Here is a 14,500-nt window from a genome sequence, read left to right as displayed (position 1 = left end):
CCGAGTTCGGCGGCCGCGGTTTCGTCGTCCTGCGCCGACGCGAGACGCCGGAGCACGAGAAGGAGGAACGCGGCGAGGCCCCGTTCGTCCGGCAGGGTGCGCCGGTTCAGGAGCGCCAGCGCCCGTGAGAGACAGGTCCTGGCTCTGTGAAGGTGGCCGCGCTGGACGCTCTCCACACCGTCGTCGACGAGAGCGTGCACTTCGGAGAGGATGCCGGGGCCGAGCGGCGGCGCCTCGCACCGGTCGCCGGTCGGCGTGCGGTCCTCACCGCATGAAGCGGCCCAGGCGCGCGCCGGGCGTGCGACCCCGTACGCCCCCTGTGTGCACGGCAGTCGTGGTGATTTGCTTCTTTCCTGACCGGGCCCCCTGGGACAGCCCGCCCATAGCCATGCCTCGCGTCATCCCGGTGGTACAGGAGAACGTATTGACCGCATCGGACTCCGCAGCGGCGTTCCGGCAACGCCTCGACGCTGCCCTGGTCGCCGAGGACGCCGCTGCTCTCACCACACCGGACGCGCTTGCCGCGGCCGCGGAACTGGTCCGAACGGTCCTGTCCGGACTGTCCGGGCCGGCAGACGTGACGCACCGCCGGCCATGGCCTGACGAGGGTGATCCGCCGGCGCTTCGGTCAGCGGCGGTGCTTCACCTGCTGGCCCTCTTCCACTGGTACCGGTATCTGGGGTGCGAGGACGAGGAGGACCGCCATCGCGACCGGGTGGCCGCGTCCTGGTGCTTTGCCGCCCTCGGCGACTGGGCGGGGGCCGAGGTTCCTGGGGCCGCGCTGTCCGACGTCGCCTCTGTCCGAGCCTCGCGCACACCGTCATCCACGACGGAAGCCGACGTGACGACTGCCCTGCGGTCCCACCTTCATGTCCTGGCCGCGGAACTCCACCGGCACCATGACCGGCGGCTCCTGGAAGGCTTCCTGCGCGCCCTGTGTGCCCTGGCCGATCACCCCGTGACGCGGAACGGACCTGACCAGGACGATGTCATGAGCGATCTGGGGAGCGCCGTGTTGCTCGCCGCCGAGCTGAATCCAGACGGCCGGCGGAACCTCGGAGTGGAGATTTTCCGTGAGATGCTGCTGCGGCCCGGCGGTGACCCCCTGCTGCGCGCCCGCTACCGTCTGACCCTCGCCCGGGCACTTCAGGCACGTGTGGCCCGTGTCGGGGACTCCACTCTTGTCCAAGCGGCGATCGAGGAAGCCGAGCTCGCCGATGCCTTCTTCCGCACGGCAGAGGACCCGTGGTTGCGCCACCTGGCGGCGACCACGCTCGGTGCGGCGCTGCTGCGCCGGTACGAACGTTTCGAGGCTCCCCTTGACATCGCCGCCGCGGTCGAGGCGTTCGCGCGAGCGGTCGGCACCGCTGCGGGCACCCCTTACCACGCCGCTGCTCTGTCCAACTACGCCGACGCGCAGCGGCTCGTGGACCCCACCTCCTGCCGTGAGCTGTCCAAGGCGGTCGACGCCGCCCGCGAGGCGGTGAGGATCAGCACGCCCGGCAGCCCCGGCCGGCTGCGCTTCCTGACGGTGCTCACCAACGCCCTGAGGATGCGCTATGACGCATTCCGCCGCTTGCAGGACCTCGACGATGCGATCGCCTACGGGCGGAAGTGTGTCGAGGCCAGCCTGCCGGACACCTTCGACGGCGTCACCTTCCGTGTCAACGTCGCGAACTCGCTGCAGTACAAGGCTGAGATCGCCGACGACCCCCGGCCTTTTCGACGTGAGGCCGCCGCGCTTTTGAGGGAAGCGGTCTCGTCCTCCGCCGGGCATCTGCGGGTGCGGCTGACCGCCGCACGTGCCTGGGGTCGGCTCGCCGCGGAAGAGAACGACTGGTCAGCCTCCGAGGCCGCTTACCGCAAGGCTCTGGAGATCCGCGGGGCCATGAGCCAGACCCATCTGGAACCCGCCGACCGCGAGCACGTGCTGACCCTTTTCGAAGATCTGGTCACCGACGCCGCAGCGGCGGCACTCGAAGCCGGCAGGACCGGTGCAGCGGTGGAGCGTCTGGAAGAAGGCCGCGGGATCCTGCTGGCGCAGATGGCCGACGACTGGGACCTGGACGCTCTGGAGCGTGCCCACCCGCGCCTGGCAGCGGACCTGCGGGCCGAGGACCGCCGACGGCACGAGGCCGGCCTGCCCGGAAGTATCGATGATGCGCATGACAAGGACCGGCAGCACGCGGGGTACGGCGGTGTTCTCGCGAGCGTTCGCAAGCTTCCCGGCTTCGAGTTCTTCCGTCGGCCTGCGCCGGCAAGCGCCCTGGCGGGCCCTGATCCTGATCCCACTGTGCTGATCAACGTCAGTGGCCACCGCTCCGACGCACTCGTCATCCGCGCCGAAGAGGGCGAGGACCGCATCGAGGTGGTTCCGCTGCCCGGCGTCACGCCGGAAGAGGTGGACAAGCAGGCTGCTCGGTGGTGGGGCGGCGACGAAACCGGCTGCATCGCCCCTCTCGTGGAGGTCCGGACATGGTTGTGGCAGTACGTCGTCGGGCCTGTGCTGGCCCACCTCGGGTACGGAGATCCTCCGACGCCACGGACGTCGTGCTGGCCCCGGCTCCACTGGTGCCCGACCGGCCGTCTGGCCCTGCTCCCCTTGCACGCGGCGCTCGACCCCGTCACAGGGGTGTGCACGCTCGACCGGGTGGTGTCGTCATATGTTCCTACACTGCGCATGCTGCGCCAGGCACGCCGGCGGGCAGCCGAGAGCACACGCGCGCAGAGCGGATCGATCACTGTCGTCGCGATGGAGAACACCCCCGGGGAGCGCTCCCTCAAGGCCACCGGGCGGGCAGCTGTCGCCATTGCCCGTGCCTACGGTGTCCAGCCCTTGGTCGACGAGGCCGCCGAATCGGACCGGGTGGCGGCAGAGCTCGGCCGAAACGCCTGGGCCGTCATCACCGCCCACACCGACGTGGCGACGGACAATCCCAGCGACTCCGGCCTCCTGCTTCACGACAAGCGGCTGAACGTCGCCGAGATCAGGGCACGCCGCTTCGGCAGCGGCCGTATCGGGTGCCTGCTCCTCACCTGCCACGGTGGCTTTGCCGGCCATCGATTCGTCAACGAGGTCGCCCATCTGGGGGCCGCGTTCCAGGTCGCGGGCTTCCCCCATGTGCTGAGCTCGCTCATGCCCGCTCGCGACCGCATTGCGGCCGACATCGCCCGGCGCCTGTTTCCCCCGGAAGGCGCGGATGCCCGTCACCTGCGACAGATCGATCCCGCGCTGGCCATCCACGACGCCGTGCGCGGCATCCGGCAGGTCGTGCCGCGCGCCCCTCAGCTCTGGGCCACGTACGTCCACTTCGGACCGGCGCGGCCTGCTGTCCCGGGCTTCCCCGAAGAAGTCCGCGAAGTTCCCCGAAGGAGTCCTGTCTTGCCTGGTGACGACCGGTCCGCGGTCTGGGACGCGCTGCACGCCGAAGTCCTTTCCCATCTGCGGGCGCCGGAGGACTGGAGTCTGCTCGGCGCCTCGTCCTGGCCCCGTGTGGACGGGGAGATCCTCAGCCTGAAGTCCGCTTTCGAGGAAGGCGCGCTGGCAGAGGCCCAGGATGCGTACGCGCGTCTGCTGCAGCTCACCTCGCCTCCCATGGCACGGCCCGCCCTGGCCGAAGATCCCGAACCCGAGCAGCTCACCGAGGCCCCCGCGGACACTCTCGCGCTGGTCGACACCTTCATCAAGGACATATCCGCCCACTCGCCCGGTACTGCGCGGCATTCCCCGGCGTCCGCCCTCGACCCCGAGGACTGACCCTGTGACCGATCTCGTACTGCACAGCCGGGCGCTCCTCGTCCTGGGCGTGGCCGATCCCGGGGATCCGCAGGCGGTCGACGCGGTGCGGCGGCTCTGGGAGAACTGCGGGAATTTCGCCATGCACGCTCCGCTGACGCGCTGGCACCTCGACGCCTCCTTCCCGGCCCGGGAGGAACTCGCCGAGGAACTCGCCCGCACCCGCGGCGGCGGGACGCGGGTGATACGAGCACGTGAGCGTCCCCGGGCACCGGACGTCGACAAGCCCGCCGTGTACCAGGCGTTCTTGTTCGTCGCGCACGACGTGCTGGGCGTCATGGCCATGCTGGCCCCCGGCGAGGACGAGACGGACTCATGGGCGGAACTGGACGGACGGTGGTCCGCACACCTCGAGCAGTTCTCCTCCGAACGGCTGCTCGGCCTGCACCGCATTTACACGGCACTCGCTGCGCCTGTGACCTCCGAGTCCGCCGGCACCTCGGACGGGAACGGCGTCCTGGTGCCCGAGGCCGCTGCCGCGGCCGCCGCCGCCCTCCTCGCCCGGGACATCCCCGGCCTGCGGGACCGACGCCGGCAGCGGCTCTGGCAGCGCACAGCCGAGGGCGCACTGGTGTGGCACGTCGATCCGGGTGGGCAGGACAGCATTCCGGTACGGGACCGCCGCATAGCCGTGCTCGCCGCCGCGGAGGCGGAGAGCGCACTGGACAGGTGGCTCTGGCAGCCTCCCGACCGGCACACGCTGGCGCCGTTCGTACGGTACTTGGTCCACGCGGGAAAGATGCGCCGTCAGATGGCCGCCTATCTCGACGGCCGCGACTTCGGCGAACTCCGGCGCCTGTTGATCGAGCAGTGCGACCAGCTCGCCCGACTGCACCGGCAGTTCACCGAGAACGAATCCGCCGCGCTCTTCGAGGAACTGCTGCATTCCCAGACCCTGCTGAAGAACCTGCAGCTCGGCGAGAGCGGCCTGGTCCGCACCCTGACCCTGCGCCGTTCGGCGCTGCGTACGGTGGAGATCGCGCTTTACTCCATGGAGCAGGCTGTTGCGCTGCCCGACGAGGTCGAGCCCTCCTCCATGTTCGGCGCCGATCGGCGCGCGGGAGCTCTCTTCCGCCGCATGGTGGAGGACGACAACGCCTATCTGAGCGACATCCGGGAACAGGCAGGCGAGATGGTCCGGATCACCGAGACCACCATCGTCAGCCAGCTCAACCGGCGCGAGCAACGGCTCACCATGCTGCAGACGGCGTTCCTCGGTGCGCTGCTGATGGGACTCGCGGCGGTCCAGGCACTCACCTACCGCGTCCCGGCACCCGGTTACCTGCAGACTCCGCTCATCGTCTTCCTCTCCGCCCTCGCCCTGGCCGTGCCGCTGGCCGCCTCGCGCGTGGCGGCCGGCCGCGTCGCGGCCCCGGCCTTGTCCGGGCCGCTCTCCCACGCTGACTCGGCGGTCGGCATCGCTCTGGGGGCGGCGAGCGGATGGCTGCTGATCACCGCGCTGTGGACGCTCACCGCCTCCGCACCAGCGCCCCCGTGGTTCTCCCTGGCGGCCGCGGCGGTGGCCACCACGGCGGTCGCAGCGGTCTGCTGGCACCGCCGGCGGATACGGGGTTCACGAAGGCCCGGTGCGCCGTGACCCGTCACCAGGGCGGGCACACGAGCGGGAGCCGGCCGAGGGCGGGAGATCCGGGCAAGCCCCGTGGACGCACGGTTTCGCACGCCGTGGCGGATCGCTGACACCGGTACAGGGGTGGCAGACCACTGGACCGCGGCCCGCAGCACCGCCCTCGGTGGTCTTGCGGACGCCCCCGTGCGCCGGAACACAGACCGAGGATGCCCCGGGTCCACCCGGACCGCTGCTGTCGCGTCGCCGCACAGCTCCAACCGACTTCCACAAGAGCAGGGACATGGACGGGCAGGAAGAGGCCGAGGACCGCTTCGTCAAAGCGGACCGGTTGGTGCAAGGGCTTGCCATGGCCCTGATGCGGCTCGGTGTGGAACTCGACATCAGAGGCGTGGACGACAGCCGCTGGCTGAACGTGGTGCGCCAGCTTTACGTGCTGAGCTCGCTCGGGCGGCATCACTTCATCTCGATCGCCGGCGAACAAGGTGCCGGCAAGACACTGCTCGCCCGGAACCTCTACCCGGACGCAGGAGCGTGGCTCGAGGACAACTCCGGGCGGGGTGAAAAATACCCGGTCGCCATCGTCGAGGTGGCCGGCCTGGAGGAGCCGCGCGGCGTGGTGTTCTTCCGGCGCAGCGGTACCGACGCGGAGCGCAGCGGCGAGCTCACTTTGAAGCGCACCTACTCGACCGGGCACCGCGAGGAGTGGCGAAGGCACGTGCAGGGCGACGACGCCAGGGTGCTGCTCACCCAGCTCGAGGTGCCGATGGGCTTCCTGAACCTGGAGGGCACCGGATTCGTGCTCCTGCCCGGCCTGGAACGCGGCGCGGCACAGCCGCAGTGGCAGGAGCTCATGAAGATCGTTTTGGCCACCAGCCCGGCGGCGCTCCTCGTCGTCGACGAACGCCGGCTGGCCAATGCCGGACAACCCGAGCTGCTGCGGCATCTGCGCCAGGCCGGAGAGGAGCCACGGCTGGTGGTGGCGGTGACACGATGCGAGTCCTCCTCGTCCGAGGTCGTCGCGGAGCGCACGGCCCGCGCGGTGGAGGTTTTCGGGGTCGCCGAGGCGGACGTCGTGCCCGTCGGCAAGGACGGCAGCAGCCCCGAAGGGTGGACCAACGCGCTCAGGGCGCGTATCGATGCCAAGCGAGGCAGTGACCGGGCCAACCGGAGACTGGAGACCGACCTGCTGCGCTCGCTGATCCGGCACGATCTGGCGGGCGTCCTCAGGTCCGCCCGCGCGGCACGCGACCGCAAAGCTCTCGACAGCTCGATCGCCGAAACCATCCAGGAGCAGTTGGACCAGTTCGACGAGGCGAGCGACGGCTTGCGGCGGACACTGGCCTACAAGGTCACCGAGTACTACAACGCTCACATGAGCCGAGCGGGTGCCGAGCTGACGCGGCTGGTGCGTGAAAGCGGCGGGTGGCGGGAGCTCCTCCTGCGCACCGAGGAGAATGTTCGGGGGCGCAGGAACGAGCGCGACGCACGCCTGGCGGAGCTCGTGAAACGAGCGTGGCTGACGCCTTCGGACTCAAGGCAGGACGGACTGCCCGGACCCAATGCCGCCTACCTGGAAAGCATCGAGGCGACTGTCGAGGCCGAGCGTCAGATCCGCATCCCGTCGTTCACCACGTCACTCACCGACGGTCGTCTCAACCGTGACGTCGCGTTGGTTCTGACGGGCCGAGCGCCCGGTCACGGCATCGACGCGCACACCGGCAGCACCTCCGGTACACAGCCTCCGCCCTCGCGGAGCGACGCCCCCGATCTGAGCGGGATGCCGCTCAGCCAGGCCGTCAGGGCCCTGCCCGTCATGACGCTCGACGCACGGGCCTTCGCGATCGGCGAGCTCGTCCAGCCCGACGGCTCGATGTCGACCACGACATCCCCTGAGGAGCTGTCCGGCAGACTGCGCGCTCTGGCGGACGAGCGCAAGGCACTTCTGGGGGCCTTCGGCCTGTTGCTCGGGACGGAGCGGTTCGCCGAGGAGGACATCGATCTGGTCGCGAACGTCGGGCGGCTCTCGGCGGGTCTGTTCGGGGGCGGCACGGGACTGGCCGGAGCGGGTGCGGCCGCTTCGGGAGCGCTGCTCACCGCGCTCGGCGTCGGGGCCGTCGGGGTCACCCTCCTCAACGCCGCCAATGTGGCCATGCGTGAGCGGGAACGCCTGGCCAGGTCCCTCCTGGAGGCACACAAGGAGGCGGCGCAACGACGGGTGCTGGAGAACGTCGACGAACTCCTGCGCCTGACCCGGGAGGTCCTGCGGGCACGTCTGCAGCAGGCCTTGGGGGCGGACGCCACGCTCAACCGCCAGTTCCGGCTGGAGTCGGCCCTGCAGGCGGTGGAGTCCTACCGGGAGCGCATGCTGGAGGCGCTCGGACATGACGAACTCGGCTGACCTCGATCGCCTGCGCTGGTCCTGGTCGGCCGAGGCCGTCGGCCGGCTCCGGTCCCGGCTGCGCGGCACGAGCGAAGTCTGGGAGAGCCCCGACCTCGCCCATGTGATGGTCCTCGGGGACTCCCAGGTGGGCAAGACGACGCTGTTGCTGAGGCTGCTCGGAGTGACCGATCCGGTGCGTGCGGCGGAAGCCGCCCGCCCCTTGCGGGCGGGGCAGGGCCGCGGCAAGCCGGCCACACCGGTGCCCGTCCGGTACCAGTGGTCCGGTGCTCCGGACCACTGGTCCCTGGTGCACGGCGCGCAGCGGCCGGCCGAGTGGCTGACCTCCCTCCAGATGGAACACCGACTGGCGTCGTTCAGGGGCGGCGCCGGAGCGGACCGACTGCGCTGGGAATCACGGGACCGGCCGCTGGAGATCGGGCTTCCGGACCGCTTCGCGGGTCCCGAGCCCAGGGTGAACCTGCGCGTCTTCGACCTTCCGGGACTGCATGCCGCCGGGCCTCAGGAGCGCGAGGCGGTAAAAGCCCTGGTGGCCGGCTACGCCTCGGTGATGGACCATGTCGTCTTCGTTCTGCCGGCCGATCAGTTCGCCGAGGTGGTCCGGGATCCGGTGATCACCGAGAACCCGTTCCTGGCCGGCTGGGGGGAGCAGCCGGAGCGCTTCAGCCTGGTGTTCACCAGGGCTTTCAGTGGTGAAAGCGTCCGTCGGCACCTGCTGTCGGTGCTCGGCCCGCCCGGGTCCCCCGCCTGGAGCCGTGACCGGGTCGTCGAAACCGTCCAGAGGCATTACGACGGTCAGCTGCGGGTCTCGGAACTGCCCTCGGGAAACCCTGACGCGCTGTTCCCCGTCGACATCGGGGATTCCTGGCACGAGTTGCTGCGCAGTGACCGCTCCTACGCCGAGGCGGTGGCTCCTGCCTGTGAGGTACTGCTCCGGCACCTGAGCGGCACCGTCGCCCGGTATTCCGGCACCGACCGCAGGTATCTGGCCGCCCCGGAGATCGCCACCAGGGTCGAAATCGTGGTGCAGGACAACCGCAGACGGCGCAGGGCCGCCCTGGGGGCGGCGCGGCAGACCTGGCGGGAGGCCAAGAAAGCACACGCGGAGGCGCTCCGGCTGATGGCCGAGGCCGAGGCCTCCGCCGAGGCCGCTCGCGAGCGGATGCGCCTGCTCCTGAGGAGCCTGGACCGGTTGAGCAGGTGGCCGGTCCCGTACAAGCGCCCGGGGCGGCCGGAGATGAAGGGGCATTCGGTCCGGGCCAAACAGGAGGAGGAGCGTACCGCTTGGACGGAGGCCGCCCGGAAGGCGTGGGAGAAGTGGCGCAACAAGTACCGGGACCCCGCGGTGCCGAGGCTGCCGCCGCACGACCTGAGCACGAAGACGCGCGAGTACTACGACGAACTATGCGGATGCTGCGGGCAATGTGAAAGTGAATGGTGGAAGTGGCGTCGGTGGAGGTCGAACACCCCGGACCATTGTTACGGGCTCATGACCGCAGTCGACGAGGGCATGCGCACGCGTATCCGTTCCGCGCTCCATGCGCACGCCGCGTCGGCCACCACCCGTGTGAGCGGGATCGTGGCGAAGGCTGAGCAGAGGTGTCTGCTGGCCTCCCGGTACGTCGAGCTGACCGCCCAGGAGGTGGCGGATGCGAAATCCGCCCTGGATGTTCTGCATGAGCAGGCAGCCGAGCAGCAGGCCGAGGACGCGGGCAACCTCGCGGTGGTCCGGTCGGTTCGCGCAGTGCACGACGAGGAGAACGAGACCTACGTCCGCCGGCTTCTGTGCCGGGCGGCGGCGTCGGCGGGTGACGAGCGGGCCTGGCTGTTCCTTGCCGCGCTGCGAGGAGTCCACGACCTGAACCGGATGTTCCCATGACCGAGCAGAATTCTGACGCCGAGCCCCTGTGGGCCCCTTTCAAGGACGTCGTCGAGCAGCTGACCGATCCTGTGGTGAAAAGTACCCTCGAGCTGGTCTCGCGGGAGACGAAGGGGATCCGAGGAGCCCTTGCCGGGCTTGAGGACGCCCTCGCCGCGGTGGCCGACCGGCACGAGTCCACCGCACGCCGCATGGACGTGAAACTGCGGGCGTTGGCACAGGAGAACCAAGAACTTCGTGCCCGACTGGACGATCTGAAGAGCGACGTGACGGCCGCCCTGGAGAACGGCCAGGAGCTGCAGACTTCCCTGGCGGCGGTCACGCACGAGGACACGAGGGTGATTCTCCGGGAACTGAACCGCGGCATCCAGGAGAGCCGGTCGCGTGAGCGGGCGCTCGATGCGGCGCTCAAAGAACAGCTGGACAGGCTCCGCGCCTCCGCGGCGGCCGACGGCGACGCCCTGCGATCTCATGTGGACACGCTACGGGCGCGGTTGCAGGAGGAGTTGCACACCTCGCTCCGGGCCGTCGCCGCACGCCGGTCCGCCGTCGAGCGGCTGTCCTGGACGACGATCGTGCTTCTCTGCCTGGTGCTTGTCCTCGGGACGGCCGTACTTCTCCTGCGGTGAGCCTCTTCAGCGTGGCTACCGAGCGGCTGCCGCCCGGCCGGACCACGGCGCGCTCGGTCGTCCGGCGGTGCCGGCCCAGCCGGGTGGAGGACCCGACGCCTTCGCGGGCAAGGCGGTGGCGGATGGCGTGCTCGCGGAGCCGCCTGCCCGACGGCCGACCGGTGCTCCCGGCGGGAGGCGTGCCGTCGGCGCCTCCCGCCGGACGGCCGTCAGCAGGCCGTCGTCACGCCGGGCGGGTTCACCCGAGGACCTCCTGGGTGACGACGATGTGGCCGGCGTCGGGGTTGAGGCTGCCGCCGAGCCGGCTGAAGGCGCCGTCGGTCAGGTCCAGGCACTTGGGTGCCTGCGGGGTCTGCTGGAAGGTGCCGCGGTCGTTGATGCGCACGACCAGGGAGGCGCCGTTGGCGACGTTGGTGACCCGTACCCGGGTGCCGAACGGCAGCTGCGGCGAGCGGGTCAGGCTGGTGGCCGCCGTGTCGGCGTTGTTGTCGAACAGCTCGCCGCTGGCGGTCAGCGCACCGGCCGGCTGGGGGCCGTAGTGAGTCGCCCAGCAGGTTTCGGCGGCCCGGCCCGCCGGGCCGGCCTCGGCCGCGGTCGCGGGTGCGGTGGAGACCAGTGCGCACACGGCGGCGGCCGCGGCGGCCGGCCGCAGCAGCAGGGGGTCAAGGCGCATGGGGCGTTCCTTTCTCAAGGCGTCGTGGGGTCGTGCGGTGCAAGTGTGCAAGCGGTTCGGGAAGGCGGTGACGACCGTCGGCCGGCGGCGTGGCGAACGGCCGTCACCGGGCGGGGCGGTGAGTACGGTCAGCCCACCGCGCGGTAGGCGGCGCCCACCTCGTTCGCGGTCGAGCCGTCGTACAGACCCGTGCCGTCGCCGCGGCTGGTGGACAGCGTGAACCACGCGTAGCGCTCGACGAACGGCAGTTGTCCGAGCATGGTGGTGGACTGCCGGACGAACTCCGCCTGCTGGGCCCGGCTCGGGTAGCGGGGGGTACCGGAGGAGAAGTCGGTCAGGGCGTACTCGGTGAGCCAGAGCGGCTTGTGGTAGCGGTCGTACACCGCCTGCAGGTACGACCGCAGGTGGCCGGTGGCGCGGGTCGGGTCGAAGTCGGAGCCGTACCAGTGCACCGGGATGAAGTCGACGCGGTAGCCGCGGGCGGCGGCGCCCTGCATGAAGCGGTCGAGCCAGCCGCCGGGGGTGTCCCCGCCGTAGGCGACCGCGGGGGCGCCGAGTCGCAGGCCGGTGGACTGCAGCCGGGGCCACAGGTCGAGGGCCTGCTCCACGGTCATGTTGGCCTGCCCGGGCATGTCGGGCTCGTTGAAGCCGAGCAGGGTGGTGCCGTGCTGCCGGGCCCGGCCCAGCTCCGCGTCGGTCACGGACCCGGCGCCCCAGATCATGGGGACGAACTCCACGCCGGGCGGTGCGGTGATCTGCTGCGGGTCCGCCGCCCAGGTGTAGAACCAGTCGGAGCCCGAGTCCCGCAGCGCGTCGGTGGCGCCGGGGAAGTTCCAGGCGCTGACGCCCTTTTTCTTGACCGCGTCCGCGGTGGCGGGGGCGCCGGTGGCGGCGCCGGCCGTGCCGGAGACGGCGAAGGCGGCCAGCAGCGCCAGCAGTGCGGTGAGGATGCGTATTCTGCGCACGATGGTCGCTCCCGTCAGGCGCCGGTGTGGAATTCGACGGTGAAGCCGCTGCACGAACTGCACTGCTGCATCACCTGGTTGCCGGGTTCCTGGTCGTGCCGCGACCAGGCGTAGGCCCGCGGGCAGCGCGAGGCGATCATGTTGCTGTAGGCGGTCCTGGCGTCCCGGTCGGGGTTGGTGCACAGCATCGGCGTGCCGTCGGGCCACCGGGTCAGGTTCTCGGCCGGGCACAGCGGCAGCAGGTTGTCCGAGCAGCCCATCGTGGCGCAACCGCCCCCGTTCGGGCCGGCGGCGACCGGGGTGATGGTGATGGGCACCGAGAAGGCGTTGACGTAGCTGACGTTGTACCAGGGGGCCAGTCCGTCGGCGGTGTCGAAGTTGAACTCCGCGAGGCTCACCGGCTGTTCACCCGTCTCGCAGCGGTCGGCGTACTTGCCGCAGTCGCCGATCCGGCAGTGGAAGGTGCTGCCCGGGGTGCCGCTGCACCCCATCCGGGCGAAGAACTTGCCGCGCCAGTGGCCGGGAGCGGCCGTCTCGGGGATGGCGATGGTCGCCGACTGGTTCGGCTGCAGCACCGGCAGTCCGGTGAGCTGCTTGGAGCCGTCGGCGTTGACGGTGCTGCCGACCCACACGGTGCGTCCGGTGCGGTTGACGAACGTGACCGTGTGGGCGGCCTCGGCGGCCGCGGCCGGTGTCACCGAGCGGGAGACCGGGACGGTGTCCGCGCCGGTGCTGGCCGGTGCGCCCGTGTGCGGCGCCACCGCCACCAGGGCGGCAGCGGCCGCCGCGGCGAGGGTGGTCAGGATTTTGCGCACGACTCCTCCGGGGAAGGCGTGTGAGGCGTGGGGGGTGGGGTCGGCGGGCCGGACGGCCGGGCAGGGTCCGACATCGTTGTCGCACCTACGCTAGTCCGGTCCATGACAAACCTAACTTCCGGTCGCCCTGGAGCCGACGGCCCTCTATGACAGCGACGGCCGCCCGCTCTGTCAATGGTCTGCACCACACGCCGAACACTTCCGGACACCCGGCGTCGCGGGCAGAGGACGGTCTCCGACGTGGAATGCCGGCGCCGGCGGAGCCGCACGAGGGTGCGACGGTCGCAGACGGGCATGCTCTCACGTCCCTGTATCCGTCGCGTCGGACGGTACAGGACGGCCGGGGAGCCGAAGGCCGACGTGGTTCGCGGCCCGCCGGGTACCGGAAGGCCACCATCCGTTGTCGACAGGTGCCATCACGTATGTCGGCACATACGTTTTTGAGGCTCCGTCGGTGCCTGGTTAACGTGGCGCCCAACCCCTGAGAAGGGAACGGCCCATGTCTCCCCAGAAACCGCCCCACGCACGGACCCAGCCCGTGCGGGACGCCTCCCCCGCCGGGACCCTGGCGCGCGTCCGCGCGGCGAGGCCGTCGCCGGCACCCCCGGAACGGCGGTCCGCCGACGCCGATCCGGCCGCTCCGGCGCAGACGGCCGAACTGTCCGTCAGCGCGCTCGGCCGGCGCTCCGGCACCCGGACCGCCGTCGGTCATCCCGGCTGACGCCCCCGACGCGCCCGGCAGGCGATCCCGTGCTCAGGGCGCAGCGCAGAACCGGAAGAAACGGGCCCGGTCGCGGAGAGCCGCTACCCCACGGCCTCTGTCCCTCCCGTGCGGGCCCCCCACCCGCCCAACCGTTCACATCCCTGGGAGCCGAAGCGTATGAACGCGCTCACCACCCTGCTGTCCCCCACCGCCATCCGGCTCGACGTCGACGCCGGCGACTGGCGTGCGGCCATCCGCTCGGCCGGCCAGGCCTTGGCCGACGACCGGGTGAGCACCGACGACTACACCGCCGAGATGATCGCCAACGTGGAGCGCAACGGCCCCTACATCGTCATCGCCCCCGGTCTGGCCTTCGCCCACGCGCGTCCCTCACCGGCCGTGCTCAGGACCGGCATGTCGTGGATACGGCTGGCCCGGCCCGTGCCGTTCGGGCACGAGACCAACGATCCCGTCACCCTGGTGGTCGCCCTGGCCGCCGTCGACTCCGCGGCACACACCGACGCCATGGCCGCCCTGGCGCGGGTACTGTCCGACCCCGCCACCACCGAGGCCTTGGAGCACGCGCGCACACCGGACGACGTTCTCCGCCTGCTCGGCGGCGCGACGGCCGCCCCGCCTGCGTCCGATCCGGACACTGCACCCCTGCCTGCGTCCGATCCGGACACGGCGACCGCGGCGGCCTCCGGCCCGGGGACGGCGACCACGGCGGCGTCCAGCCCGGGGGCGGCGACCACGGCGGGCGCCTCCCTGCACAAGATCCTCACCGTGTGCGGCAACGGGGTCGGAACCAGCCTGTTCCTGAAGAACACGCTCGAGCAGGTCCTCGACCACTGGGGCTGGTCCACGTACGTCACCGTCGAAGCGACGGACACCATCTCCGCCAGGGGCAAGGCGTCCGAGGCCGTGGCCGTCCTCACCTCGAACGAGATCGCCCGGACCCTCGGCGACGTCGGCGTGCCCGTGAAAGTCGTCGACGACTTCACCAGCACCGCGGAAGTCGACGCTGTTCTGCGGGACACCTACAGCGTCTGAG

At 70.9% G+C, this 14,500-nt stretch carries 10 protein-coding genes; 7 read left to right on the top strand and 3 right to left on the bottom strand.

The features are described 5' to 3' along the window. Positions 1-424 precede the first annotated feature (424 nt). The 5 genes from AB0L29_RS30160 to AB0L29_RS30140 all read left to right on the top strand — a co-directional run bounded on the left by AB0L29_RS30160 (position 425) and on the right by AB0L29_RS30140 (position 10,290). Positions 425-3,757: a CHAT domain-containing protein gene (locus tag AB0L29_RS30160; RefSeq protein WP_365831557.1), complete on the top strand. Its 3,333-nt coding sequence runs from the start codon at positions 425-427 to the stop codon at positions 3,755-3,757. 4 nt (positions 3,758-3,761) lie between these two features. After that, complete coding sequence (locus AB0L29_RS30155; RefSeq protein ID WP_365831555.1) at positions 3,762-5,393, top strand: CATRA conflict system CASPASE/TPR repeat-associated protein; 1,632 nt, start codon at positions 3,762-3,764, stop codon at positions 5,391-5,393. Between the two features lie 271 nt (positions 5,394-5,664). Continuing rightward, entirely contained in the window at positions 5,665-7,782 is a 2,118-nt protein-coding gene (locus AB0L29_RS30150; RefSeq protein WP_365831553.1) for a hypothetical protein, read from the top strand. Beyond that, positions 7,766-9,661, top strand: a complete 1,896-nt coding sequence (locus AB0L29_RS30145) for a hypothetical protein (protein WP_365831551.1) — start codon at positions 7,766-7,768, stop codon at positions 9,659-9,661. Before AB0L29_RS30150 ends, AB0L29_RS30145 begins: the two co-directional genes overlap by 17 nt. Continuing rightward, positions 9,658-10,290: a hypothetical protein gene (locus tag AB0L29_RS30140; RefSeq protein WP_365831549.1), complete on the top strand. Its 633-nt coding sequence runs from the start codon at positions 9,658-9,660 to the stop codon at positions 10,288-10,290. Before AB0L29_RS30145 ends, AB0L29_RS30140 begins: the two co-directional genes overlap by 4 nt. A 238-nt stretch (positions 10,291-10,528) precedes the next feature. Here the strand turns inward: AB0L29_RS30140 and AB0L29_RS30135 are convergent, their stop codons facing one another. The 3 genes from AB0L29_RS30135 to AB0L29_RS30125 form a co-directional block, all read right to left on the bottom strand. Continuing rightward, positions 10,529-10,963 (bottom strand): septal ring lytic transglycosylase RlpA family protein, encoded by a 435-nt coding sequence (locus AB0L29_RS30135; RefSeq protein ID WP_365831547.1) that lies wholly within the window; start codon positions 10,961-10,963, stop codon positions 10,529-10,531. Positions 10,964-11,091: 128 nt separating this feature from the next. Continuing rightward, positions 11,092-11,928, bottom strand: coding sequence for a glycoside hydrolase family protein (locus AB0L29_RS30130; protein WP_365831545.1), 837 nt, complete (start codon positions 11,926-11,928; stop codon positions 11,092-11,094). Between the two features lie 14 nt (positions 11,929-11,942). Continuing rightward, complete coding sequence (locus tag AB0L29_RS30125) at positions 11,943-12,743, bottom strand: thaumatin family protein (protein ID WP_365831543.1); 801 nt, start codon at positions 12,741-12,743, stop codon at positions 11,943-11,945. Positions 12,744-13,242: 499 nt separating this feature from the next. Between AB0L29_RS30125 and AB0L29_RS30120 the strand changes: the two genes are divergently transcribed. Next, positions 13,243-13,464, top strand: coding sequence for a hypothetical protein (locus AB0L29_RS30120; RefSeq protein WP_365831541.1), 222 nt, complete (start codon positions 13,243-13,245; stop codon positions 13,462-13,464). Between the two features lie 159 nt (positions 13,465-13,623). Further along, positions 13,624-14,499 (top strand): PTS sugar transporter subunit IIA, encoded by an 876-nt coding sequence (locus AB0L29_RS30115; RefSeq protein ID WP_365831539.1) that lies wholly within the window; start codon positions 13,624-13,626, stop codon positions 14,497-14,499. The last annotated feature ends 1 nt before the right edge of the window (position 14,500 follow it).

The organism is Streptomyces sp. NPDC052701, from assembly GCF_040678355.1.
Classification (GTDB): Bacteria; Actinomycetota; Actinomycetes; order Streptomycetales; family Streptomycetaceae; genus Streptomyces.
This window is presented reverse-complemented; position numbering and strand designations above follow the sequence as displayed.